Here is a 24,739-nt window from a genome sequence, read left to right as displayed (position 1 = left end):
ACGTGTTCGCGTTCTTACAATCTGAGACCGTACGACGGATGATTCGAGACCGTACGACCGATGAACCTGAGGGGGTCGGAATGAGACTGCTCCTCGTCGAGGACGACAACCATGTCGCCGCCGCCCTCTCCGCGGTCCTGGCGCGGCACGGTTTCCACGTCACGCACGCCCGCAGCGGCGAGGAGGCGCTCCAGGCGCTGGTGCCGGAAAGCGACGGTTTCGGGGTCGTCCTGCTGGACCTCGGCCTCCCCGACCAGGACGGCTACGAGGTCTGCGGCAAGATCCGCAAGCGGACCAGCACCCCGGTGATCATGGTCACCGCGCGCGCGGACGTGCGTTCCCGGATCCACGGCCTCAACCTCGGGGCCGACGACTACGTGGTGAAGCCGTACGACACGGGAGAGCTGCTGGCCCGTATTCACGCCGTCAGTCGGCGCAGCCTCCCCGACGACCCCCCGGCCCCCGGCGAGAGCGCGCTACGGCTCGGCTCCGTGCGCATCGAACTCCCCACCCGCCAGGTCAGTGTGGATGGTTTGGTCATCCAACTGACCCGCAAGGAGTTCGACCTTCTCGCGCTGCTTGCCCAGCGCCCCGGAGTGGTGTTCCGCAGGGAGCAGATCATCAGCGAGGTGTGGCGCACCAGCTGGGAGGGGACCGGGCGCACTCTTGAGGTGCACGTCGCGTCCCTGCGCTCCAAACTGCACATGCCCGCGCTGATCGAGACGGTGCGCGGAGTCGGCTACCGGCTCGTCGCCCCTGCGGCGTAGCGGGGACCGTTGCGTACACGTCTCTTCCCGCTGCTCATCGTCCTGATGGCCGCCGTGCTGCTCGCGCTCGGCGTCCCGCTCGCGGCGAGTATCGCGGCCGCGCAGCAGCAGAGGGTGGTCGTCGACCGCATCGACGACACGGCGCGCTTCGCCTCCCTCGCGCAGTACGTGGCCGACCCGTCGACCGGACCCACGGACGGCACCACGGACGAACGCCGCGAAACCCTGAGTCAGGAACTCGCCCGCTACTACAGCCTGTACGGCATCCGGGCCGGCGTCTTCTACCGCGACTCCACCCCCATGGCCAACGCCCCCGAGAGCTGGCTGCTGCCCAAGACGGGCGAAGGGCGCGACGCCTTCAACGAGGCCCTCGCGAGCCGCCGCAGCCACGACCCGGAGCAGGTCTGGCCCTGGCAAGGGCACCGGCTCATCGTCGCCTCCCCGGTCGTCAAGGACGGCGATGTCGTCGCCGTCGTGGTCACCGACTCGCCCACCGGGCAGATGCGTTCGAAGACCCTGCACGGCTGGCTGATCATCGGCGCGGGCGAGGCCGCCGCGATGCTCCTCGCCCTCGGCGCCGCGCTGCGTCTCACCGGCTGGGTGCTCAGACCCGTACGCGTCCTGGACGCCACCACCCACGACATCGCGACCGGACGCCTGAAGTCCCGCGTCGCGGCCGCCGGCGGTCCGCCGGAACTTCGGCGCCTGGCCCGGTCGTTCAACGAGATGGCGGACAACGTCGAGGACGTGCTGGAGCAGCAGCGCGCCTTCGTCGCCGACGCCTCGCACCAGCTGCGCAACCCGCTCTCGGCACTGCTGCTGCGTATCGAGCTGCTCGCCCTCGAACTCCCCGAGGGCAACGAGGAGATCGCCTCGGTCCGCACCGAGGGCAAGCGCCTCGCCCAGGTCCTCGACGACCTCCTCGACCTGGCGCTCGCCGAGCACGCCGAGGCGGACCTGTGCCTCACCGACATCGGCGAGCTCACGGCCGAGCGGGTGGCCGCGTGGGGGCCGGTCGCCGTGAACAAGGGCGTACGACTCGTGGATTCCTGCCCGGCCACCACCGCCTGGACCGATCCGGTCACGCTGTCCAGCGCGCTGGACGCGGTGATCGACAACGCGCTGAAGTTCACGCCCGAGGGGGAGAGCGTCGAGGTGAAGGTCGCCTCGAACGGCGAGTCCTCGACCGTCGTGGTCACCGACGGCGGCCCGGGCCTCAGCGACGAGGACCTGATCCGCATCGGCGACCGCTTCTGGCGCAGCGCCGGGCACCAGAACATCAAGGGTTCGGGCCTCGGACTGTCCATCTCCCGCGCGCTGCTCACCGCGGGCGGCGGCTCCATCGCGTACGACCATCACAAGCCGCACGGCCTGAAGGTGACGGTGCGGGTGCCGAGGTCACGGCCCAGCCCGTGAGACCGCGGCCGGAGGCAGGGGCTACGGCTTGACCGACCGGTAGTAGCGCCGCGCGCCCTCGTGCAGCTGGAGCGGATCCGTGTAGATGGCCGTCCGCAGGTCCACCAGCTGCGCCGCGTGTACCACGCCGCCGATGCTGTCGCGGTGGTCTATCACCGTGCGGGTGATCTCCTCGGTGAGTCTCGCGTCGGTGTCCTCCCGCGTGACCAGGAGGTTCGCCACCGCCACCGTCTGTACGGACGAGCCCAGCTGGGCCCTGGGGTAGGCGTCGGCGGGCATCACGGCCGCCCGGTAGTAGCGGGAGGCGTCGCCCTGCTCGTGCAGCTTCTCGATCAGGTCGCTCCCTATCGGCACCAGCCTGATGTCGTAGGAGTCGGAGAGCTTCAGCACGGCACTCGTGGGCAGGCCGCCCGACCAGAAGAAGGCGTCGATCTCGTCGTTCCTGAGCTTCTCCGGCATGGTGCTGATGCCGTCCGCCAGTGGTTCGACGTCCTTCGTCGGGTCGAGTCCGGCGGCTTCGAGGACGTGATCGGCGATCAGCCGGACCCCGGAGCCGGTCGGCCCCACGGCGACCCGCTTGCCTCGCAGATCGGCCACGGACCGTACGGACGACGTGCGCGGGACCACCAGGTGCACATAGTCGTCGTAGAGCCGGGCGCAGCTGCGCAGCAGGTCCGCTCCCGGCTTGCCCTGCAGCATGTACGTCGCCGCCGCGTCGGCCGCCGCGACGGTGAAGTCGGCCTGACCCGTGGCGACCCGGCGGACGTTCTCCTGCGACCCTTCGCTGTTCAGGAGGATTACGTCCAGACGCGGCATGTCCTTGCCCAGGGCGCTCCGCAGCAGCTCGCCGTATTTCTGGTAGACGCCGGTCGGCGTTCCCGTGCTGAACGTGATCGTTCCGCCGGGAGACTCCTCGTCCCGCGGCAGCAGCCGCCACAGCAGCAGCCCGGAGACCGCGAAACCGGCGGCCGAGCCGAACAGTGCGCGCCGCCTGCTGATGTGGAGGGGTGCCTGATACATGCGCGCGATCCTGTCATTCCGGGCGCGGATCTGACCAGGGCGGGCCCGCGGGGGTTGGGGGGTCCCTTCAAGATCCTGCGGGGCAGGGGCCGGAGGCCCGGTCGGACAAGAGGTACTCCGGGCACCGCCTACCCTTGTCCTATGAGCAGCAGCGACCGGAGCCAGGCAGTGGACGTTCAGGAAACCAAGACTTACGAGGTACGCACGTACGGGTGCCAGATGAACGTCCATGACTCCGAACGGCTCTCGGGGCTCCTGGAGGACGCCGGTTATGTCCGTGCCCCCAAGGACGCGGACGGCGACGCGGACGTCGTCGTCTTCAACACGTGTGCGGTGCGGGAGAACGCCGACAACAAGCTGTACGGCAACCTCGGCCGGCTCGCCCCGATGAAGACGAAGCGCCCCGGCATGCAGATCGCCGTCGGCGGCTGTCTCGCGCAGAAGGACCGCGACACCATCGTGAAGCGGGCTCCCTGGGTGGACGTCGTCTTCGGGACGCACAACATCGGCAAGCTGCCGGTCCTCCTGGAGCGCGCTCGCGTACAGGAGGAGGCGCAGGTCGAGATCGCCGAGTCCCTGGAGGCGTTCCCTTCGACGCTGCCGACCCGCCGCGAGAGCGCGTATGCCGCCTGGGTGTCCATCTCCGTCGGGTGCAACAACACCTGCACCTTCTGCATCGTCCCGGCGCTGCGCGGCAAGGAGAAGGACCGCAGGCCCGGTGACATCCTCGCCGAGATCGAGGCGTTGGTCGGCGAGGGCGTCTCCGAGATCACGCTGCTCGGCCAGAACGTAAACGCTTACGGCAGTGACATCGGTGACCGCGAGGCGTTCAGCAAGCTGCTCCGCGCCTGCGGCACGATCGAGGGTCTGGAGCGCGTGCGCTTCACCTCGCCGCACCCGCGCGACTTCACGGACGACGTGATCGCCGCCATGGCCGAGACGCCGAACGTGATGCCGCAGCTGCACATGCCGATGCAGTCCGGCTCGGACACCGTCCTGAAGGCGATGCGCCGCTCGTACCGCCAGGATCGCTACCTGGGGATCATCGAGAACGTGCGCGCCGCCATCCCGCACGCGGCGATCACCACCGACATCATCGTGGGCTTCCCCGGCGAGACCGAGGAGGACTTCGAGCAGACCCTGCACGCGGTCCGCGAGGCCCGCTTCGCGAATGCGTTCACGTTCCAGTACTCCAAGCGCCCCGGCACGCCGGCGGCCACCATGGAGGGGCAGATCCCCAAGGAGGTCGTCCAGGCGCGCTACGAGCGTCTCGTCGCCGTCCAGGAGGAGATCTCCTGGAACGAGAACAAGAGGCAGGTCGGCCGCACCCTTGAGCTGATGGTCGCCGAGGGCGAGGGCCGCAAGGACGGCGCCACGCACCGACTCTCCGGCCGCGCCCCCGACAACCGTCTGGTCCACTTCACCAAGCCCGACGAGGTCGTACGCCCCGGCGACGTGGTCACCGTCGAGATCACGTACGCCGCCCCGCACCACCTCCTCGCCGAGGGCGCCGTGCTGGACGTGCGCCGCACGCGCGCGGGGGACGCGTGGGAGAAACGGCACCTCGCCAGCACAGTCGCGGCCACGAAGCCGCTGGGCGTCATGCTCGGCCTGCCGAGGATCGGCGCGCCTGAGCCGCTGCCGGTCGCAGCGGGCAGCGGCAGCGGCTGCGGGTGCGACTGAGCGCATCGGGCATCGGGCATCGGGCATCGGGCGACGGGCGACGGGCGACGGGCGAGCGGTGCGACTGAGCGCGTCGTGCGCCGGGAAGCGGTTCCGTCTGCCTGGTGCTGGTGCTGGTGCTGGTGCCTGATGCGTCTGCCGTGTGGTGGGGTGGGGATTTGGCCGAGCGCGCCGCACGAGTGACGTTCCGCCGCCGAGCGGGACTACGCTGCCGATCATGCTTGTAGCCGCCGCAGTCTGCCCCTGTCCGCCGCTGCTGGTTCCGGACGTCGCCGCCGGCGCGGCGCCCGAGCTTGCCGACGCGCGAGCCGCCTGCACGGACGCGCTGGGCGTGCTCGCCGCCTCCCGCCCCGACCTGCTGGTCGTCGTGGGCCCCGCCGAACAGAGCGGGCGCGGGCCACACCCCGAGGGGACCGGGGGCTCGTTCCGCGGCTTCGGCGTGGATCTCGACGTACGCCTGGGGAACGTAGGGCTGGGAAGTGGCACGCTGCCCGACCCGGAGGCTTCCGGGCGTGAGCTTCCGTCCTCGCTCGCTGTCGCCGCGTGGCTCCTGGAGCGCACGGGCTGGTCCGATTCCCCTGTCGAGGGACTCGGTGTGGGGGAACCTCTCGAGGCCGAGCGGTGTATCCAAGTCGGGGAGGAGATCGGCGCGCGGGCCGGGCGGGTGGCACTGCTGGTGATGGGCGACGCCAGCGCGTGCCGGACGCTCAAGGCGCCCGGTTATCTCGACGAGCGCGCCGCTGGCTTCGACGCGGGCGTCGCGCGTGCGCTGGGGGCCGCTGACGCGGCGGCCATCAAAGCGCTGGACGCGGAGCTGGCGCAGGAGTTGAAGGTGTCCGGGCGGGCGCCCTGGCAGGTCCTCGCGGGCGCGGCGGAGGGTGCGGGGCTCGGCGGAGCGCTGCTGTATGAGGACGCCCCGTACGGGGTGGGGTATCTGGTGGCCGCCTGGTCGTAGGTGGGACCACGGTCTCTTGAGGTGCCCTGCCCGGCTGCCGTGCAGCCCCCGGGGCATGACCTCAGACACGGCGGACGGGGCATGACCTCAGACACGGCGGACGGGGCATGACCTCAGACACGGCGGACGGGGCATGACCTCAGACACGGCGGACGGCCGGGAGCCCTGAGGGGTCCCGGCCGTCCGCCGATGCGTGCTGTTCGGTTCGGCTCGGTCAGGAAGCCGACGGCGGAGGCATGGTGCCGCCGTCACCGTCCTTGTGCGCAAGGCGGTCCATGGCGCCCTTCGCCTTGCCCGTGCCTGTCTGGATCTTGTCGCTGTACTTGTGCTTGGTCTTTTCGTCGACCACCTTGGCGGCCTTGTCGAGACCCTGAGTGACCTTGTCCCCATGCTGTTGCGCGAGGTCCGAGACCTTGTCTTTGGCAGGCGCCAGCTTGGCTTTGAGATTGTCCAGAAGACCCATGGTCCACCTTCCCTCGCGGGCTGTTACGTACGGGCGCCTTCGCCGGCCTCGCTGTCGGCGGCCTTCTCGGCGGTCTGCTGCTTGGGGATCTCGACGTCCTCCGTGGTGGCGGCCCCGGCGGTCTCGGTCTCCGCCGTCGCCTCGCCCTCGGTCTCGGTCTCGGACGAACCCTTCGCTTCTTCCGCCACCTCCGCCTCCGCCTCCGTCTCGGTCTCGGCCGTCACTGTGTCGGCCTGCACCTCAGCGGTTGACGCCTCCTCCGTAGCCTTTGACCTCCGGAGAAGCCGTGCAAAAACACCCATATCCACTCCATACGTTACTCGTGAGGGTGAAATCCCGCGTTGCCCGGTGCGCCCCATTGCGCCACCCGGGCCACCGCTCGTCCGAAACCGGCGGCTGGAACCTCGCAACAGGCAACGACCTCGGACTTTTGCCGTTACGTAACTCGTTAGAGGAGAGGCCGGGACGTTTGCGAGACTGGGACCGTGAGAAGTAACTGCCCCACCTCCCGGGTCATCGCCGTCGTCGGACCGACCGCGGCAGGAAAGTCCGATCTGGGCGTTTTCCTCGCCCAGCGCCTCGGCGGCGAGGTCGTCAACGCCGACTCCATGCAGTTGTACCGAGGGATGGACATCGGTACCGCCAAACTGACGTCCGAGGAGCGCGGTGGGATCCCGCACCACCTCCTGGACATCTGGGACGTGACCGTCACGGCCAGCGTCGCCGAGTACCAGCGGCTCGCCCGCGCCCGGATCGACGCACTACTCGCCGAGGGCCGCTGGCCGATCCTGGTGGGCGGCTCCGGGCTGTACGTCCGTGGGGCCGTGGACCACCTCGACTTCCCCGGCACCGACCCCGAGGTACGGGCCCGGCTCGAGGAGGAGCTCACCCTGCGCGGGTCGGGCGCGCTGCATGCGCGGCTGGCCATGGCCGATCCGGAGGCCGCCCACGCGATCCTGCCCAGCAACGGCCGCCGTATCGTCCGCGCCCTCGAGGTCATCGAGATCACCGGCAAGCCCTTCACCGCCAACCTGCCGGGCCACGACTCCGTGTACGACACCCTCCAGATCGGCGTCGACGTGGCGCGTCCCGAGCTGGACGAGCGGATCGCGCGCCGGGTGGACCGGATGTGGGGCGCGGGGTTCGTCGACGAGGTGCGGGCACTGGAGGCGCAGGGCTTGCGCGAAGGGCGCACGGCCGCGCGCGCACTCGGCTATCAGCAGGTGCTCGCGGCGCTCGCGGGGGAGTGCACCGAAACGGAGGCGCGCGCCGAGACCGTACGTGCCACCAAGCGCTTCGCGCGCCGTCAGGATTCATGGTTCCGCCGTGACCCGCGGGTGCACTGGCTCAGTGGGGCAGCGGCAGATCTCACAGAACTCCCGCAGCTCGCGCTGGCGTTGGTCGAACGACCGGTCACAGCCTGATCACGTCATGGCATCGGGACGCTCCGGCCGTCATCCGGGCCTCCGGCGCCGTGCCATCATCGAGCTTCGATCGACCAGTGAAAGTCCGAGTTGGGAGGGCGTGTGGCGATGGAGGCCGGCCCTCGTGACACCGCACGAGACACTGAGCACGGTATCGATCCGGAAGGCGACCGCCTGAACGTCGATCCGGACAGCGACCGTCTGAACATCGATCCGGATGGCGACCATCTGAACATCGATCCGGACAGCGACCGTCTGAACATCGATCCGGATGGCGACCATCTGAACATCGATCCGGACGGAGAACCCCTGATTTCCGACGGACCCGAGGACACCCCGGACGGTGTGATCGCCGACGGGCCCGGGCCGGACGAGATGTCCCCTGAGCCCGAAGTCGAGGTCGAGCTGCGTCCGCAGCGCCGACTGCGCATCTGGCAGCTCGCACCCATCGTGGCCCTGGCCGCGATCGGCTCCCTGATGTTCGCCTTCCCGCTGGCCTTCGAGTTCGGGGACGGCGGCGCCGTGGTCGCCATGCTCGGCCTGCTGATCTGCTCCTGCGCCGCGGGCTGGGGAATGATGGCCGCCCGCCGCGTCGGCTACACCTGGCCGGGCTTCCCGCAGCGCGGTTCGGGCCGCGGTCCGGACTGGCGTGTGGTGATCGCGTACGTCGTGCTGGTCGCGGCCGTGGTGGTGCTCGCCGTGGGGCGCGTGGCGCGGCTGCGCTGACCCACCCCTGCCGTGCGTGATCCGGCTCCGCCGGGGCTGTGTGCGGCCGCTGCTGTGACGATGCCTCCGTGCGTGCGGAGTGTCGGACCGAACCCGTACGATCGAGGAATGAGTGCGCGGATCGCCTTCCTCAAGGGGCACGGGACCGAGAACGACTTTGTGATCATCCCGGACCCGGAGAACGTCATCGACCTGTCCCCGGCTGCCGTCGCCGCCCTGTGCGACCGCCGCGCGGGCATCGGCGGCGACGGTGTGCTGCATGTCGTACGGTCCGCCGCGCACCCCGAGGCCAGGGAAATGGCGGCCGAGGCGGAGTGGTTCATGGACTACCGCAATGGCGACGGGTCGGTCGCGGAGATGTGCGGCAACGGAGTGCGTGTGTTCGCGCGCTACCTCCAGCGGGCCGGATATGTGGCCGAGGGTGACATCGCGCTGGCCACGCGCGGAGGCGTGAAGGCGGTGCATATCGCCAAGGACGGAGACGTGACCGTCGGCATGGGCAAGGCGCTCCTCCCCGAAGGGGACGTCAGCGTGAGCGTCGGCGCACGCACCTGGCCCGCGCGCAACGTCAACATGGGCAACCCGCACGCGGTCGCCTTCGTGGACGACCTCGCACACGCCGGCGAGCTGTACTCGCCGCCGCCGTTCAGCCCGGAATCGGCGTACCCGGACGGGGTGAACGTCGAGTTCGTGGTGGACCGCGGCCCGCAGCACGTAGCCCTCCGCGTCCACGAGCGCGGCGCCGGGGAGACCCGCTCGTGCGGCACGGGCGCGTGTGCCGTGGCTGTCGCCGCGGCCCGACGTGACGGCGCCGACCCGGCCGTGACCGGCACTCCGGCGACGTACACCGTGGACGTACCCGGCGGACGTCTGGTGATCACCGAACACCCGGACGGCGAGATCGAGATGACGGGTCCTGCGGTGATCGTGGCCGAAGGTGAGCTTCTTGCCGAATGGTTCGAAACCGTAAACCCCTGAACCTTCGCTCGAATGGGTGATCCGTTTCACGCTCGGCGAGAGGCGGTCAACCGCACGTGGTGGGCTCGGTAGCATCAAGCACCGGCCCGGACGGGGGATCGACACCATCCCCTGAGCCGTGTACGCCATGGGGCACCCGTCCGCCGGTCTACGCAGCCGGAGGTGCCCATGAGTGCGGAGGCGACAAATCCCGCGACGCCAGGCCCTGTAATGCCGTCCCACAAGCTCTCGGCCTCACCCCCGCTCGCGACTTCGATCGAGCGGGAGGACTCTCCTGAGCAGGGAACACCTCCAGTGCACCGCAGGAAGGGCCTTCCCCGGCTCGACCTGCGCCGTCTGGGCCGGGCCGCGTTGCTCGGCCCCGCGGCCCGTGACCGGCTGCCGGACGCGATCGGCCATGTGGCCGAGGCCCACCGAGCCCACCACCCCAGCGCCGACCTGGAACCACTGCGCCGGGCGTACGTGCTCGCCGAGTCCTCCCACCGCGGTCAGATGCGCAAGAGCGGTGAGCCGTACATCACACACCCGCTCGCGGTGACCCTGATCCTCGCCGAACTCGGCGCGGAGACCACGACGTTGACCGCCTCCCTGCTTCACGACACCGTCGAGGACACGGAAGTGACCCTCGATCAGGTGCGGGAGCAGTTCGGCGAGGAGGTCCGCTACCTGGTCGACGGTGTCACCAAGCTGGAAAAAGTCGACTACGGAGCCGCCGCCGAGCCCGAGACGTTCCGCAAGATGCTTGTCGCCACCGGCAATGACGTCCGCGTGATGTCGATCAAACTCGCCGACCGGCTGCACAACATGCGCACCCTCGGTGTCATGCGTCCCGAGAAGCAGGCGCGAATCGCCAAGGTCACCAGGGACGTTCTGATCCCGCTGGCCGAACGGCTCGGCGTCCAGGCGCTCAAGACCGAGCTCGAGGACCTCGTCTTCGCGATCCTGCACCCCGAGGAGTACCGGCACACCAGGGGGCTGATCGCCGACAACGCGGCGCGCGACGGCGACCCGCTGGCGGAGATCGCCGAAGAGGTGCGCGGGGTGCTGCGCGAGTCGGGTCTGCAGGCCGAAGTCGTCATAAGGCCGCGGCACTTCGTCTCCGTGCACCGGGTGTCGCGCAAACGCGGTCCCATGCGCGGCGCCGACTTCGGACGGCTCCTCGTCCTCGTGAACGAGGACGCCGACTGCTACGGGGTCCTCGGCGAACTGCACACCTGTCTCACGCCCGTGGTCTCGGAGTTCAAGGACTTCATCGCCGTACCGAAGTTCAACCTCTACCAGTCGCTGCACACGGCCGTCGCGCGCGGCGACGGCGAGATCGCCGAAGTCCTCATCCGCACCCACCAGATGCACAAGGTCGCCGAGGCCGGGGTCATCGCGCTCGGCAATCCGTACGCTCCTCCTTCGGAGGAGCAAGCAGAGGGATCTGTCGACGGCGAGCGTGCCGACCCCACCCGCCCCGGCTGGCTCTCCCGGCTCCTCGACTGGCAGGCGGGTGCCGCGGATCCTGACACGTTCTGGTCCACGCTGCGTGAAGACCTCGCCCAGGACCGCGAGATCACCGTCTTCCGCGCCGACGGCGGCTCGTTGGGCCTTCCCGACGGCGCCAGTTGCGTGGACGCCGCGTACGCGCAGTACGGCGACGACGCGCACGCCTGCATGGGCGCCCGCGTCAACGGCCGCCTGGCGACGCTGAGTACGGTTCTGCGGGACGGCGACACCGTGCAGCTCCTGATGGGGCAGGACCCGGCCTCCGAGCCCTCCAGGGAGTGGCTGGAGCACGCGCACACGCCGGCCGCGCGGATCGCCATCCAGCGTTGGCTCGCCGCCCACCCTTCGCCCCGCGACTCCGCGGCTCCCGAGACGCCGGCCGCGGCTCCTCGCCCGACCACCGACGGGCCGACCGCCCGCCCCGGCGCCGCGAACGCCGTGGTCGAGCAGTCCGGCGCGTCCGTACGGCTCGCGGGCTGCTGTACGCCGGTTCCGCCCGACGCCGTGACCGGCTTCGCCGTACGCGGGGGAGTGGTCACCGTCCACCGGGTCGAATGTGCCGCCGTGGAGAGCATGAAGGGCGTGGGGCGCGCGGAGGTCGGAGTGAGCTGGGGCGACACCACCGAGTGCCGCGTCACGCTGGTGGCCGAGTCCTTCGGGCGCCCGCATCTGCTCGCCGATCTCACCGAAGCCATCGCCTTGGAGGGCGTCGCCATCGTCTCGGCCACCGTCGAACCGCCCAGCCAGCAGCGCGTACGGCACACGTACACGCTCCAACTCCCGGACGCGGCGCACCTTCCCGGGCTGATGCGGGCCATGCGGAACGTGCCGGGTGTGTACGACGTGAGCCGGGCGCGGCACCAGGCGGCGGCCGCGCAGTAGGAGGACCCTTTCGGGTGGATCCGGCGCGCGTCGTCACCGTACGGCGGGCGCGCGCTGGTAGCCGTGGTCCATGCCGCTCACCCCCCGCCCAAGGACTCCCCTCCCCAGAACCCGTCGGATCAAGGCGGCCCTGCTCGCCTCGGCCGTCTCCGTCTGCCTCGTCGCCGCGAGTGCGCCTTCCCCGGCCGCCCCGCTCGGCGTCGGCGACCGGCTCTTCCCGTACCTCGGCAATCCCGGGTACGACGTCGCGTCGTACGACCTCGCCTTCACCTATCCCGGCACCAACACCAAGCCGCTCGCGGCGGTCACCACGATCGACGCCGTGGCGTCCGCCCCGCTCGATCAGGTCAATCTCGACTTCGCGCACGGAACAGTGGGATCGGTCGACGTCAACGGGGTGCCCGCGTCCTTCAAGAGTGCCGGGGAAGACCTGGTGGTGACTCCCGCGGAACCGGTGCCCGTGGGGGGCCGGATGCGGATCACCGTGCAGCACACCAGTGACCCGGTCCCCGCCGCGAACCAGGACGGCGGCTGGGTGCAGACCAAGGACGGGCTGGCGATGGCCAACCAGGCCGACGCCGCGCACCTGGTCTTCCCCTGCAACGACCATCCGTCCGACAAGGCGATGTTCACCATCCACGTCACCGCGCCCGACGGGTACACGGCCGTGGCGAACGGTCTGCCGGTCGGAACGAACCGTGCCGGCAAGTCCACCACCTGGACGTACCGCACCCAGCACCCCATGGCGACCGAGCTCGCGCAGGTGTCCGTCGGCCGCTCCACGGTGCTGCACCGGATCGGGCCGCACGGCCTGCCCGTACGCGATGTCGTGCCCACCAAGGACCGCGAACTGCTGGAACCGTGGCTCAAGAAGACCCCCGACCAGATCGGCTGGATGGAAGGGAAGATCGGACCGTACCCCTTCGAGACGTACGGGCTGCTGATGGCCGACGCACGGACCGGCTTCGAACTGGAGACACAAACGCTCTCTCTCTTCGAGAGAGAGCTCTTCACCGAGCCCGCCTACCCGAAGTGGTACGTCGAGTCGATCATGGTGCACGAGTTGTCGCACCAGTGGTTCGGCGACAGCGTCAGCCCCCGCGCCTGGTCCGACCTGTGGCTGAACGAGGGGCACGCCACCTGGTACGAGGCCCTGTACGCCGAGGAGAAGGCCGACCGGCCCATGGCGACCCGCATGAAGGCCGCCTACCGGGCGTCCGACGGCTGGCGGGCCGCAGGAGGGCCCCCGGCGGCGCCCAAGGGGCCCAAGCCCGGTCAGAAGATCAGCATCTTCCGGCCGAACGTCTACGACGGAGCCGCTTTGGCGCTGTACGCGCTGCGTGAGGAGATCGGGCGTCCGGCCTTCGAGCGGCTGGAGCGGTCCTGGGTGAGCGCTCACTACGACGGGGTTGCGTCGACGGCGGACTTCGAGAGCCTGGCGTCCGGCATCGCGGGCCGTGATCTGAGCGGCTTCTTCGAGGCGTGGCTGTACGGCGAGAAGACCCCGCCGATGCCGGGTCACCCGGACTGGAAGAGCGACGCCCCTCAGGCGCCGCAGAGCGCCGGATAACTCACGTGACGAGACGGGACGTGCCGTGCGACCATCTTTCAGGTCGGCGGCACGGCCCCTCCGGGCTGGTGAAACGACCCCTCGGGGGTCGGCGACCCCGGTCACTCGGGGTTGACATGGCGGAATCCGGGAATCTCACGGTGACCCGGGACGTTCTCCTCCATGACGGACGTGTCCGCCGCGCATTCGATGTCCCCCTAGACGTAAGGATCCAATGACCTCCTCTTCTTCCCCTTCCCAGGACGCGCAGAGCCTCGCGCAGAACCACCCCGAAGGTCTTCGGGCCGATGCCCTGATGGAAGAGGACGTCGCCTGGAGCCATGAGATCGACGAAGAGCGGGACGGCGACCAGTTCGAACGTTCCGAGCGTGCGGCCCTGCGACGTGTGGCGGGCCTCTCCACCGAGCTCGAGGACGTCACCGAGGTCGAGTACCGGCAGCTCCGCCTGGAGCGCGTCGTACTCGTCGGTGTGTGGACCTCGGGGACCGTGAGCGACGCGGACAACTCGCTCGCCGAGCTGGCGGCCCTCGCGGAGACCGCGGGTGCCCTCGTGCTCGACGGCGTGGTCCAGCGGCGCGACAAGCCGGACGCGGCCACGTACATCGGCTCCGGCAAGGCGAACGAGCTGCGGGACATCGTCCTGGAGACCGGCGCCGACACCGTCATCTGCGACGGTGAGCTGAGCCCCGGCCAGCTGATCCACCTGGAAGACGTCGTCAAGGTCAAGGTCATCGACCGTACGGCCCTGATCCTCGACATCTTCGCCCAGCACGCCAAGTCCCGAGAGGGCAAGGCGCAGGTCGCGCTCGCGCAGATGCAGTACATGCTGCCGAGGCTGCGCGGCTGGGGTCAGTCGCTGTCGCGTCAGATGGGCGGCGGCTCGGGCGGCGGCCTCGCCACCCGTGGTCCCGGTGAGACCAAGATCGAGACGGACCGGCGCCGTATCCGCGAGAAGATGGCGAAGATGCGCCGGGAGATCGCGGCCATGAAGACCGGCCGCGACATCAAGCGTCAGGAGCGCCGTCGCCACAAGGTGCCCTCGGTAGCGATCGCCGGTTACACCAACGCCGGAAAGTCCTCGCTGCTCAACCGCCTCACGGGCGCGGGAGTGCTCGTCGAGAACTCGCTGTTCGCGACCCTCGACCCGACCGTGCGCCGGGCAGAGACCCCGAGCGGGCGGCTGTACACGCTGGTCGACACGGTCGGTTTCGTCCGGCACCTGCCGCACCACCTGGTCGAGGCGTTCCGCTCCACCATGGAGGAGGTCGGCGAGGCCGACCTGATCCTGCACGTGGTCGACGGTTCGCACCCGGCGCCGGAGGAGCAGCTGGCCGCCGTGCGTGAGGTCATCCGTGACGTGGGCGCCATCAAGGTGCCCGAGATCGTGGTGATCAACAAGGCGGACGTGGCCGATCCGCTGGTACTCCAGCGGCTGATGCGGATGGAGAAGCGCTCCATCGCGGTCTCGGCCCGTACGGGGCTGGGCATCGACGAGCTGCTCGCCCTCATCGACAACGAGCTGCCGCGTCCCTCGGTCGAGATCGAGGTCCTTGTGCCGTACACGCACGGCAAGCTGGTCGCGCGCGCACACAACGAGGGCGAGGTGATCTCCGAGGAGCACACCCCGGAGGGCACGCTGCTCAAGGTGCGGGTCCATGAGGAACTGGCGGCGGAGCTGACGCCGTATGTTCCGGCGCCTGCGCTCTCGTAGGGACGTGTTCGGTGCTCGTGTACGTGTGGACTGATGCGGTGCTCTAGGTGCTCTAGGTGCTCTAGGTGCTCTAGGTGCTCCCGGTGCTCTAAGGCCTCTAGGTCCTAGAGCACCCAGGGGTCCTCTAGTGCCGTACCAGGTAGTGCCATATCAGGCAACGTTCGCCCTGTCGACGACGGCGCGTAGGCGCCGGTCGTCGGCTTGGGGGTTTCGCCGGATGACGTAGTGGCGGATCATGCTGCCCTCTTTGTGGCCGGCGTGGTCCGTGCCGTCGAGGGCCAACTGAGATGGGGCATCAGGTTGAGCGGCCAGAACTCGCCCGTACAGGAGACGACTTCGGGGTCACCGTCCTCGGGCCCTTAGCTATCAGGAAGTCGGCCGGCTTGGCCTGGCTCCAAGTCGAGAACGGCGGGTCGCGCTCGGGCTTCGGCCGGGCTTTCTGGTGCGGACGTACGAAGGCCCGCCCCTCTTGTCGACGGTTCTTCCGTTCCAGGGGCGGGCCTTCATCGTGTGCCGTATCGCTGCTACCGCTGTTGTGTCACTGCCCGGCGAACTTGTCGCTCACCTCGTCGTACACACCCTTGGCCACCTGGCCGAGGTGCGGACCCGCCAGCCAGCCCGAAGTGACCGGGCCGATCGACGTGTTGGACACCAGCGCGGGCTTGCCGTCGGTCCCCGCGGCCACCCAGCCGCCGCCGGACGAACCGCCCGTCATGGTGCACCCGATGCGGTACATCGTCGGGTCGGACTCCACGATCGACAACCGTCCCGGCTTGTCCGTGCACTGGAGCATCGTCTCGCCGTCGAACGGCGCCGCCGCCGGATAGCCGGTCGCCGTGATGCTCGCCACCTGCGACACGGCCGGAGCGCTGAAGTTCACCGGCAGCGCCGAACCGATCGTCTCCTCAAGGGACTTGCCGTCACCGCCCTCCTCCGGCGTCACATGCAGCACGGCGAAGTCGTACGAAGCTCCGTCGCCGCCCGTGGCACCGCCCTGCTCGATCCACTGGTCCGAGGTCTGCGCCCAGTCGCTCCACCAGACGCCGTACGGTGCGACCTCGTCCTTCGTCGCGGCCGCCAACTCGGCGGCTGTGGCACCGTCGTCGTTGTACGAGGGAACGAAGGCGATGTTGCGGTACCAGCCGCCCGTCTTGCCCGAGTGCACGCAGTGGCCCGCAGTCCAGACCATGTTGGACTTGCCCGGGTTGGCCGGGTCCTCGACCACCGTGGCCGAACAGACCATCGTGCCCTCGGGAGAGTCGAAGAACACCTTGCCCGCCTCGGCGGCGTTGTCGTGGTAGGGCGCCGACACGGCCTGCGCGCTCACGGGAGCCGGGGTCGGGTCGGTGACACCCTGGTCACCGGAGAGGTCGCTCTCGTCAACGCCCTTGTCCTTGTCCGGGTCGTCCGCCTCGCGCATCCGGTCCGGGTCCCACAAGCCCTCGATGATCGGGTTGATGTAGTCCTCGGCTTCGCGCAGCCAGTCGTCCTTGTCCCAGTTCTTCCAGGCGCCGTTCTTCCACTTGTCGACATCGATCCCGTGCTCTTTGAGCCGGTCCCTGATGTCGTCCGGAATCGTGATCTTGTCGTCGCCGCTCTGGGTCGCGGACGAGGCCCCGCCGCCGGCTGTGTCGTCGCCCGAGCCGCAGGCGGTGGCGGTCAGTGCGAGTGTCGCGGTGAGACAGACGGCGGCCAGCACGGGCGAGGTTCTGCGGCGCGCGCCCCTCCCTCGACGACCGGCGAAGGGCGGGCGTATCGATCGCATGGTGTAACTCCCCCTGGAGATATGAGAACTGCGTGTTGCGGGTGCGGGTGCGGGTGTTGTGTATGCGGTGCGAGTACGGGGCTGGTGCGGGTGCTTGGCGGTCGCCTGTACGGCCTACCCGCCCTACCGGCCTCGACCGTTCGGTGTCACCGGACGGCATCACAGACTATGCGGTCGCTGTGGGGGACATCCGACGGAACGGCAACGGTTCCGTCACGGCAAGGATCTTCAGCCCACCCGCTTCCCCACGCGGGCGGCGTCGTTGGTACAACCGGGGGGCCTGCCGCATGCGTTCAGAACCCCCTGCCAACTCGCCTCTGGACAGCGGGAGGAGCTGAAGCCGTGGCCGCGACCGAGCCTGCGGTTGTGTCAGTGGGGCGTGAGCCCGAGGAGACGCGGGAGGGTGCGACTCGCGCTTCGGACGGGGCGCGAGAGGGCATGCCCGGTGCTTCCGATGGGGCGCGCGCGGCGCACGAGGGGATTCTGCGGCGCCAGTCGGCGCGCGAGTCGGCGGCGCGCACCTACGCGCGCGCCCTGCCGATCGTCCCCGTCCGGGCGCGCGGCCTGACGATCGAGGGGGCCGACGGCCGCCGCTACCTCGACTGTCTTTCCGGCGCGGGGACCTTGGCCCTGGGACACAACCATCCGGTGGTCCTTGAGGCCATCAGAAAGGTCCTCGACTCCGGAGCCCCACTTCACGCCCTCGACCTCGCCACCCCCGTCAAGGACGCCTTCACCACTGAGCTGTTCCGCACGCTGCCGCCCGAGTTCGGCGCCTGCGCGCGGGTGCAGTTCTGCGGACCCGCCGGGACGGACGCCGTTGAGGCCGCCTTCACACTGGCGCGCGCGGCGACCGGGCGGACCGGGATGCTCGCGTTCACCGGCGCGTACCACGGGATGACCGCGGGAGCGCTCGAAGCATCCGCGGGCGCGACCGACGTACGCGTCGCGCGCCTGCCCTATCCGCAGGACTACCGCTGCCCGTTCGGTATCGGCGGTGACCGCGGGGCCGAACTGGCCGCGCGCTGGACGGAGTCAGTGCTCGACGACCCCAAGTCGGGCGTGCCGCAGCCCGCCGGGATGATCCTCGAACCCGTCCAGGGTGAGGGCGGAGTGATTCCGGCGCCCGACGCGTGGATGCGCAGGATGCGTGAGATCGCCGCGGCGCGGTCCATCCCGCTGATCGTGGACGAGGTCGAGACCGGCGTCGGCAGGACCGGGGCCTTCTGGGCGGTGGAGCACAGCGGGATCACGCCGGACGTCATGGTCCTGTCCAAGGCCATCGGCGGAAGCCTGCCGCTGGCCGTTGTCGTCTACCGCGACGACCTCGATGTCCGGCAACCCGGCGCCCACGCAGGCACGTTCCGCGGAAACCAACTCGCCATGGCCGCGGGCACGGCGACCCTCGCGTACGTCCGCAAAAACCACCTCGCCGAACGCGCCGGGACACTGGGTGCCCGCATGCTCGACCAACTCCGGCCACTGGCCGACGAGTTCTCCTGCATCGGAGATGTACGCGGCCGGGGACTGATGATCGGCGTCGAGTTGGTGGACCCCGAGGCAGCTCCGGACCCTGCCGCCGGCGGCTCCCGACCCGCCGCTCCCGAACTTGCCGCCGCCGTCCAACGGGAGTGCCTTCGCCGGGGCTTGATCGTGGAACTGGGTGGTCGCCACGCCGGCGTGGTGCGACTTCTCCCTCCGCTGACCATCAGCGACGAACAGGCGCGCGCCGTACTGGACCGCCTCGCGGACGCGGTGAGCGCGGTGGCGCGGGGGCACCTGAGGAGTGGCGGGGGTGCGGCACGTACGGAGCCGGACGGGCAGTCGGACGACGAGGGGAGCCTTGGTGGGTGTTCCGCCGGGGGCCGGCTTCGTGACCGCGGCGAGCTGCCGGAACCGGCTGACCAGGGCCGGCGTTCCGGGTGTGCCGAACACACCGGATAGCCGTCAGTGGCCGGGCTCCCGGGCTCCCGGGCTGCTCGGTCGTTGCGCGGCTCGGCCGCCGGGTCGCCCGATCGTTGGGGCGCCGAGTGGCGATACGGCGGCGGGAACACCGAGGCACCCCACGGGGCGTGCGGCGCCCGGATCGCGGGGCGTGCGTGTCCGGTGTGCGTGGTGCGACGCCCGGATCCGGGGCACGGCGGCGGGGTCTGGTGTACGGCGCCGGGTTCTGGTGTGCGGGGCTGGATCGGGTGTACGGGGCTTGGTGGGTCCGGTGTACGGGCTGGGATCGGGTGTACGGGGCTTGGGTCTGGAGTATGGGGCTTGGGTCGGCGTACGGCGCCGGGATCCGGTGTACGGCGTGGGGCACCGGCTCCGCGGCACCTCAGTCCGGCGAGACGTACCCCTTCACCCCTCCGCTCCCACCCCCTCCGCTCTCACCTGTCCCGGCTCTCAGCGGTTCTGGCTCTCAGCAGTTCCAGCTCCTGCTCCGTGCGGTTCCCACCCGCCGGTGGCCCTCTCCTTGGAGCAGCACCGCTCACCCCTCGCCGTATGGAAGCCGGCACCTCGTACCGCCCCGCGCAGCAGCTGCACCGGACCTCCAATCCCACTCGCACCCCCCACCCCACCCGAATCAACCCGGAACGCCAAAGGCCCAACGCGCGCCCGTACCGCCCGGTTCGTCGCCGCACGAGCCCGAACGACCCCACAAGGAACTCTCTTGAACGCCACCTCCGCACCCGACGGTCCTCCCCACACCCGCGAGCGAGCGGCCCACGGCATGCAGAGCCCGCTCGTGTCCGCGGCCGAATCGGTCCCCCGCCAGAAGGAAGGAGCCCGGGAGTCCGAGCGGCTGCGCGGCGGCACCGCCGATCTGTTGGAGCACCCCGACGTGCATACCGCAGCCCAGGCAGCGGCCGTCGAGAACCTCCTGCGCTGCTGGGTACGGGAGAACAACCTGCCCGCTCCCGAGGACGGCATCCTCCGCATCCCGCTCCCCGCCAGTGCCACAACACTGCTCGCCCCCGTCCACTACTGGTCGCCCACCGGCTGGCACCGTCTCGGCCTCCCCTACTTCGCCGACGCTCCCGAAGAGGCACCGCCCGCCGACGCGGTCACGGTCGCGGCGCTGCTCGCACGGCAAACGGTCAGGAGCGCGACGACAGTCGGCACCGACCCTGCGCCGGCCGCCCCCGGCACCGACCCCGTATCGCCCGGCCCTGGCAGAACAACCTGTGGCGGCAGAGCGCCCCGCCCCGAACCGCAGGGTTCGCACAGCCCCGCCGGTGACGGAGCCGATCTTGTCGGCCGCGTCGCCGATTCCGTTCGACGTACTGCCGTGTTCATCAGTGACCGCAGGGAACGCCCCGCCCATGGGCCCGACCTCTTCCTGGCGGCCGAGCAGGCGCTCGTGCTCGGGCACCCGCTGCATCCCACACCGAAGAGCCGCGAGGGACTCTCCGAGGAGGAAGCCCGCCTGTATTCACCGGAGTTGCGCGGCTCCTTCGCCCTGCACTGGATGGCTGTGGCTCCCTCGCTGCTGGCAGCCGACTCGGCGTGGACGGAACGCGGCCGCCCCGTCGCAGCGGAGCAGCTCACGGCACGGCTGGCCGGCGCCGGGCTGCCCCTGCCCGACGGGTACGCCGCCCTGCCCATGCATCCCTGGCAGCTGAGCGAGGTCCGGCACCGTCCCGAGACCGCGGCCCTGCTGGACGCGGGACTGCTCCGGGACCTCGGCCCGCATGGCTCCCGGTGGCATCCCACCTCCTCGGTCCGCACCCTTTACCGCTCCGGCGCCCCCGCGATGCTGAAGCTGTCGCTGGGCCTGCGCATCACCAACTCCCGCCGTGAGAACCTCCGCAAGGAACTCCACCGTGGCGTCGAGGTCCACCGACTGTTGCGCAGCGGCCTGTTCAAGCAGTGGCAGGCTGCCCACCCGGGCTTCGACATCGTTCGTGATCCCGCCTGGCTGGCCGTCGACGGCCCTGACGGCAACCCCTTGCCCGGACTCGACGTGGTGATCCGCCACAACCCGTTCAGCCCGACGGACGACGCCGGTTGCGTTGCGGGACTGGTCTCGCCCCGACCCCAGGCCCAAGCCGGCGCACGGGACCAGCCACCGGGCGGGCCCCCATCGCGGTCCCGGCTCGCCGAGATCGTGACCCGTCTCGCCGGCCACACCGGTCGCTCCCGCGGTGCCGTCGCCACCGAGTGGTTCCTGCGCTATCTGGAGCAGGTCGTACGACCCGTGCTCTGGCTGGATGGCGAGGCGGGGATCGCTCTGGAAGCGCACCAGCAGAACACGCTGCTCCTGCTGGACCCCGAGGGGTGGCCCACGGGCGGCCGTTACCGCGACAACCAGGGCTACTACTTCCGCGAGTCGCGGCGCGCGGAACTCGACGCCCGGCTGCCCGGCATCGGCGAGCGGAGCGACACGTTCGTCTCCGACGAGGTCACCGACGAACGCTTCGCCTACTACCTCGCGATCAACAACGTGCTGGGTCTGGTCGGCGCGTTCGGATCCCAGCACCTGGCAGACGAAGAGTTGTTGCTCGCCGCGTTCCGCCGCTTCCTCGCCGATGTGGCCACCGGCCCGGCTCGGCTGCGTACGTCCCTGCCCGCCCACCTCCTCGACTCCCGCGTCCTGCGCTGCAAGGCCAACCTGCTCACCCGGCTGCACGGCCTCGACGAACTCGTCGGTCCCGTCGACACCCAGTCCGTCTACGTCACCATCACCAACCCCCTTCATTCCTGAGGAACATGACCAACCCCGTCTCCTGAGAGGAGCTACGCCGTGCCCCCTGCCGATGCGAGCGCCGACGCCGGTGCCGCACCCGTCACCGAGCTCGCCACCCGAACGTGGCCCGGTTCGAATCCCGACGCCAGTGCGGACTGCGAGGACACCCTGGACCTGCGTCTGCCCGACGAGTTCATCGCGCTCTTCGCCGAGGAAGCCAGGGCACACGGGGATACCAGGGGAGGGCGGATGGGCGCGGCGGACGAAACCCGAGTCGCCCCGGCCGGTGACGACCTGCTCGACCGCATCGGCAGCTGGGGGCCGACCGATACTCCCGCGGGCGCCTTCCACCTCGTCCCCGTATGCATCGAGCGCGACCTCCCGCTCGTCACCCGTTGGATGAACGACCCTGCCGTCGCCGCGTTCTGGGAACTGGCGGGTGCCCAGTCCGTGGCCGAAGAGCACCTACGCCGTCAGTTGGAAGGAGACGGACGAAGTGTTCCCTGCCTCGGCGTGCTGGACGGCACGCTCATGAGCTACTGGGAGATCTACCGCGCGGACCTGGACCTCCTGGCGCGCCACTACCCCGCCCGACCGCACGACACCGGAATCCACCTCCTCATCGGTGGTGTCGCCAACCGTGGGCGAGGTCTCGGATCCACCCTGCTCAGAGCTGTCGCCGACCTCGTGCTGGACAAGCGCCCCTCGTGCGCGCGCGTTGTCGCGGAACCCGACCTTCGCAACACCCCCTCCGTCTCCGCCTTCCTGAGCGCCGGCTTCCGGTTCTCCGCCGAGGTCGACCTGCCCGACAAGCGGGCAGCCCTCATGGTCCGAGACCGGGCCCTGCGCGGTCTGTTGTAGCGCCGTCACATGTAGTACACCGCTCGTCCCGCTCCGGTTCCCTTTCGAGGAGTCCCCGTGCCGAATTCATCCGCCACCCCGGGCTCCGGCGAGCCATCAGCTCTGTACGACCCGCCTGAGCTGGGCAAAGACCGGGGGGAGCAGGCCGGCCGCCGCCTGCTCGCCAAGATGGTCAGCGAGTTCTCGTACGAGATGATCATTCAGCCGGAGCCGGAGCCGGAGCCGGAGCCGGAGCCGGAGCCGCGTCCTGTGCTCGGCTTGATCGCGACCGTCGTCCCCACCTTGATCGCCCGGTTGTCAGTGGCGACCCTTAAGGTGGCAGAGCTATGACACAGCCCTCACTCCCCGAACTCCTGCATGCCGCCGTCACTGCTGTCGGCGGTACGGAGCGCCCTGGCCAGGTGACCATGGCCGAAGCCGTCGCAGGTGCCATCGACGACAGCTCCCACCTGCTGGTCCAGGCAGGCACCGGCACCGGGAAGTCGCTCGGTTACCTGGTGCCCGCGCTCGCGCACGGGGAGCGGGTGGTCGTGGCGACCGCCACCCTGGCGCTCCAGCGGCAGCTTGTGGAGCGGGACCTTCCACGGACCGTGGACGCCCTCCATCCGCTGCTGCGCCGTCGCCCCGAGTTCGCGATGCTCAAGGGCCGGTCGAACTATCTGTGTCTGCACCGACTGCGCGAGGGCATGCCGCAGGAAGAGGAGGGAGGCCTCTTCGATCAGTTCGAGGCTGCCGCTCCCACCAGCAAACTCGGCCAGGACCTGGTGCGGCTACGGGACTGGTCGGACGAGACGGAGACCGGGGACCGGGACAACCTCACGCCAGGCGTCTCCGACCGTGCCTGGGCCCAGGTGTCCGTGTCGTCCCGGGAGTGCCTGGGTGCCAGCAAGTGCGCCTACGGAGCGGAGTGCTTCGCCGAGGCGGCCCGCGAGCGCGCCAAGCTGGCCGAGGTCATTGTCACCAACCACGCGCTGCTCGCGATCGACGCCATCGAGGGCGCGCCGGTTCTCCCGATGCACGAGGTGCTGATCGTCGACGAGGCCCACGAGCTGGTCTCCAGGGTCACCGGCGTCGCGACCGGCGAGCTCACGCCCGGCCAGGTCAACCGCGCCGTCCGCCGCGCAGCGAAGTTGGTCAACGAGAAGGCGGCCGACCAGCTCCAGACCGCCGCCGAGGGCTTCGAGCGGCTCATGGAGCTGGCCCTGCCCGGGCGCCTGGAGGAGATCCCGGAGGACCTCGGGTACGCCCTGATGGCACTTCGCGATGCCGCCCGTACGGTGATTTCGGCGCTCGGTTCCACGCGTGACAAGTCCGTCCAGGACGAGGACGCGGTACGCAAGCAGGCCCTCGCCTCGCTGGAGGCCGTGCACGATGTGGCGGAGCGGATCACCAACGGCTCAGAGTGGGACGTCGTCTGGTACGAGCGCCACGACCGCTTCGGCGCGTCACTGCGCGTGGCTCCCATGAATGTCTCCGGGCTCCTCAGGGAGAAGCTCTTCACGGACCGCTCCGTCGTCCTGACCTCCGCGACGCTGAAGCTCGGCGGTGACTTCAACGGAGTGGGAGCGTCGCTTGGGCTCGCCCCGGAGGGCACCGAGGGCGATGATCTCCCGCAATGGAAGGGCGTGGACGTCGGCTCGCCCTTCGACTACCCCAGGCAGGGCATTCTCTACGTCGCCAAGCACCTGTCCCGCCCCGCCCGTGACGGCGATCGCGGGGACATGCTGGACGAGCTCACCGAACTGATCCAGGCCGCCGGCGGTCGCACGCTCGGGCTGTTCTCCTCGATGCGGGCCGCCCAACTCGCCGCCGAGGAACTGCGTTCGCGTGTCCCCGAGTACCCCATCCTGCTCCAGGGCGAGGAGACGCTCGGCGAGCTGATCAAGAACTTCGCGGCCGACCCGAAGACCTGCCTCTTCGGCACCCTCTCCCTCTGGCAGGGCGTCGACGTCCCCGGTCCGAGCTGCCAGCTGGTCGTCATGGACAAGATCCCCTTCCCGCGCCCCGACGACCCCTTGATGAGCGCCCGCCAAAAGGCTGTCGAGGACAAGGGAGGCAACGGTTTCATGGCCGTTGCCGCCACTCACGCGGCCCTGCTGATGGCCCAGGGCGCCGGCCGCCTCGTACGAGCGACGGGGGACCGTGGCGTCGTCGCGGTACTGGACCAGCGCCTGGCCACGGCGCGCTACGGCAGCTATCTGAAGGCGTCACTGCCCGACTTCTGGTTCACGACGGACCGCAATCAGGTACGGAGGTCGCTGGCTGCGATCGACGAGACCGCGCGGAAGTTGGAGGAGGCGTAGCGCCTGCGCGGCGGGCGGGAGGTGGCGGGCCGCGCCGGCCCGTGTC

19 protein-coding genes and 1 pseudogene are annotated in these 24,739 nt (G+C 70.0%); 15 read left to right on the top strand and 5 right to left on the bottom strand.

From position 1 onward, the window contains the following. Positions 1-80: 80 nt before the first annotated feature. Positions 81-767 carry a response regulator transcription factor gene (locus ACIPC1_RS22540; RefSeq protein WP_402519426.1) on the top strand — a complete coding sequence of 229 codons (687 nt, stop codon included), beginning with the start codon at positions 81-83 and terminating at the stop codon, positions 765-767. A gap of 9 nt (positions 768-776) precedes the next feature. Beyond that, complete coding sequence (locus ACIPC1_RS22535; RefSeq protein ID WP_402519423.1) at positions 777-2,183, top strand: sensor histidine kinase; 1,407 nt, start codon at positions 777-779, stop codon at positions 2,181-2,183. A 21-nt stretch (positions 2,184-2,204) separates the two neighbouring features. Here ACIPC1_RS22535 and ACIPC1_RS22530 read toward each other — a convergent pair whose 3' ends face one another. Then, positions 2,205-3,203, bottom strand: coding sequence for a TAXI family TRAP transporter solute-binding subunit (locus tag ACIPC1_RS22530; protein ID WP_402519420.1), 999 nt, complete (start codon positions 3,201-3,203; stop codon positions 2,205-2,207). Positions 3,204-3,344: 141 nt separating this feature from the next. On the opposite strand from ACIPC1_RS22530, the gene miaB reads away from it, so the two are divergent. Both miaB and ACIPC1_RS22520 read left to right on the top strand, forming a co-directional pair. Next, positions 3,345-4,886, top strand: coding sequence for a tRNA (N6-isopentenyl adenosine(37)-C2)-methylthiotransferase MiaB (gene miaB / locus ACIPC1_RS22525; RefSeq protein WP_402519418.1), 1,542 nt, complete (start codon positions 3,345-3,347; stop codon positions 4,884-4,886). Between the two features lie 217 nt (positions 4,887-5,103). After that, positions 5,104-5,841: a class III extradiol dioxygenase subunit B-like domain-containing protein gene (locus ACIPC1_RS22520; protein WP_402519416.1), complete on the top strand. Its 738-nt coding sequence runs from the start codon at positions 5,104-5,106 to the stop codon at positions 5,839-5,841. A gap of 214 nt (positions 5,842-6,055) precedes the next feature. Here the strand turns inward: ACIPC1_RS22520 and ACIPC1_RS22515 are convergent, their stop codons facing one another. Beyond that, a complete protein-coding gene (locus tag ACIPC1_RS22515) occupies positions 6,056-6,304 on the bottom strand; it encodes an antitoxin (protein WP_402519414.1) in 249 nt (82 codons plus the stop codon). 23 nt (positions 6,305-6,327) lie between these two features. Further along, on the bottom strand, positions 6,328-6,528 hold the full coding sequence (locus ACIPC1_RS22510; RefSeq protein WP_402519411.1) for a gliding motility protein: 201 nt from the start codon (positions 6,526-6,528) through the stop codon (positions 6,328-6,330). A 261-nt stretch (positions 6,529-6,789) separates the two neighbouring features. On the opposite strand from ACIPC1_RS22510, the gene miaA reads away from it, so the two are divergent. The 6 genes from miaA (at position 6,790) to hflX (ending at position 15,086) form a co-directional block, all read left to right on the top strand. Beyond that, a complete protein-coding gene (miaA, locus tag ACIPC1_RS22505) occupies positions 6,790-7,728 on the top strand; it encodes a tRNA (adenosine(37)-N6)-dimethylallyltransferase MiaA (protein ID WP_384376641.1) in 939 nt (312 codons plus the stop codon). Positions 7,729-7,836: 108 nt separating this feature from the next. After that, on the top strand, positions 7,837-8,454 hold the full coding sequence (locus tag ACIPC1_RS22500) for a hypothetical protein (protein ID WP_402519576.1): 618 nt from the start codon (positions 7,837-7,839) through the stop codon (positions 8,452-8,454). Between the two features lie 108 nt (positions 8,455-8,562). Further along, complete coding sequence (gene dapF / locus ACIPC1_RS22495) at positions 8,563-9,432, top strand: diaminopimelate epimerase (protein ID WP_402519407.1); 870 nt, start codon at positions 8,563-8,565, stop codon at positions 9,430-9,432. Between the two features lie 168 nt (positions 9,433-9,600). Further along, on the top strand, positions 9,601-11,805 hold the full coding sequence (locus tag ACIPC1_RS22490) for a RelA/SpoT family protein (protein ID WP_402519404.1): 2,205 nt from the start codon (positions 9,601-9,603) through the stop codon (positions 11,803-11,805). 70 nt (positions 11,806-11,875) lie between these two features. After that, entirely contained in the window at positions 11,876-13,375 is a 1,500-nt protein-coding gene (locus ACIPC1_RS22485) for a M1 family metallopeptidase (protein ID WP_402519401.1), read from the top strand. 214 nt (positions 13,376-13,589) lie between these two features. Then, the gene (gene hflX / locus ACIPC1_RS22480) at positions 13,590-15,086 is read left to right on the top strand and encodes a GTPase HflX (protein ID WP_402519399.1); all 1,497 of its coding nucleotides are present in this window, start codon (positions 13,590-13,592) and stop codon (positions 15,084-15,086) included. A 150-nt stretch (positions 15,087-15,236) separates the two neighbouring features. On the opposite strand, the pseudogene ACIPC1_RS22475 reads toward hflX, so the two are convergent. Further along, positions 15,237-15,365: pseudogene (locus ACIPC1_RS22475) on the bottom strand (IS630 family transposase); the annotation flags it as partial. A gap of 259 nt (positions 15,366-15,624) precedes the next feature. Beyond that, positions 15,625-16,851, bottom strand: a complete 1,227-nt coding sequence (locus tag ACIPC1_RS22470) for a trypsin-like serine peptidase (protein ID WP_402519397.1) — start codon at positions 16,849-16,851, stop codon at positions 15,625-15,627. A gap of 438 nt (positions 16,852-17,289) precedes the next feature. Between ACIPC1_RS22470 and ACIPC1_RS22465 the strand changes: the two genes are divergently transcribed. The 5 genes from ACIPC1_RS22465 to ACIPC1_RS22445 all read left to right on the top strand — a co-directional run bounded on the left by ACIPC1_RS22465 (position 17,290) and on the right by ACIPC1_RS22445 (position 24,693). Next, on the top strand, positions 17,290-18,795 hold the full coding sequence (locus ACIPC1_RS22465) for a diaminobutyrate--2-oxoglutarate transaminase family protein (RefSeq protein ID WP_402519395.1): 1,506 nt from the start codon (positions 17,290-17,292) through the stop codon (positions 18,793-18,795). A 778-nt stretch (positions 18,796-19,573) separates the two neighbouring features. After that, positions 19,574-21,547, top strand: coding sequence for an IucA/IucC family protein (locus ACIPC1_RS22460; protein WP_402519574.1), 1,974 nt, complete (start codon positions 19,574-19,576; stop codon positions 21,545-21,547). Between the two features lie 39 nt (positions 21,548-21,586). Beyond that, on the top strand, positions 21,587-22,390 hold the full coding sequence (locus ACIPC1_RS22455; protein ID WP_402519393.1) for a GNAT family N-acetyltransferase: 804 nt from the start codon (positions 21,587-21,589) through the stop codon (positions 22,388-22,390). 57 nt (positions 22,391-22,447) lie between these two features. Beyond that, positions 22,448-22,720 (top strand): hypothetical protein, encoded by a 273-nt coding sequence (locus ACIPC1_RS22450; RefSeq protein WP_402519390.1) that lies wholly within the window; start codon positions 22,448-22,450, stop codon positions 22,718-22,720. After that, positions 22,717-24,693 carry an ATP-dependent DNA helicase gene (locus ACIPC1_RS22445; RefSeq protein WP_402519387.1) on the top strand — a complete coding sequence of 659 codons (1,977 nt, stop codon included), beginning with the start codon at positions 22,717-22,719 and terminating at the stop codon, positions 24,691-24,693. The genes ACIPC1_RS22450 and ACIPC1_RS22445 overlap by 4 nt, the downstream gene beginning before the upstream one ends. Positions 24,694-24,739 lie beyond the last annotated feature (46 nt).

The organism is Streptomyces sp. NPDC087263 (assembly GCF_044744645.1).
Taxonomy (GTDB): domain Bacteria; phylum Actinomycetota; class Actinomycetes; order Streptomycetales; family Streptomycetaceae; genus Streptomyces.
This window is presented reverse-complemented; position numbering and strand designations above follow the sequence as displayed.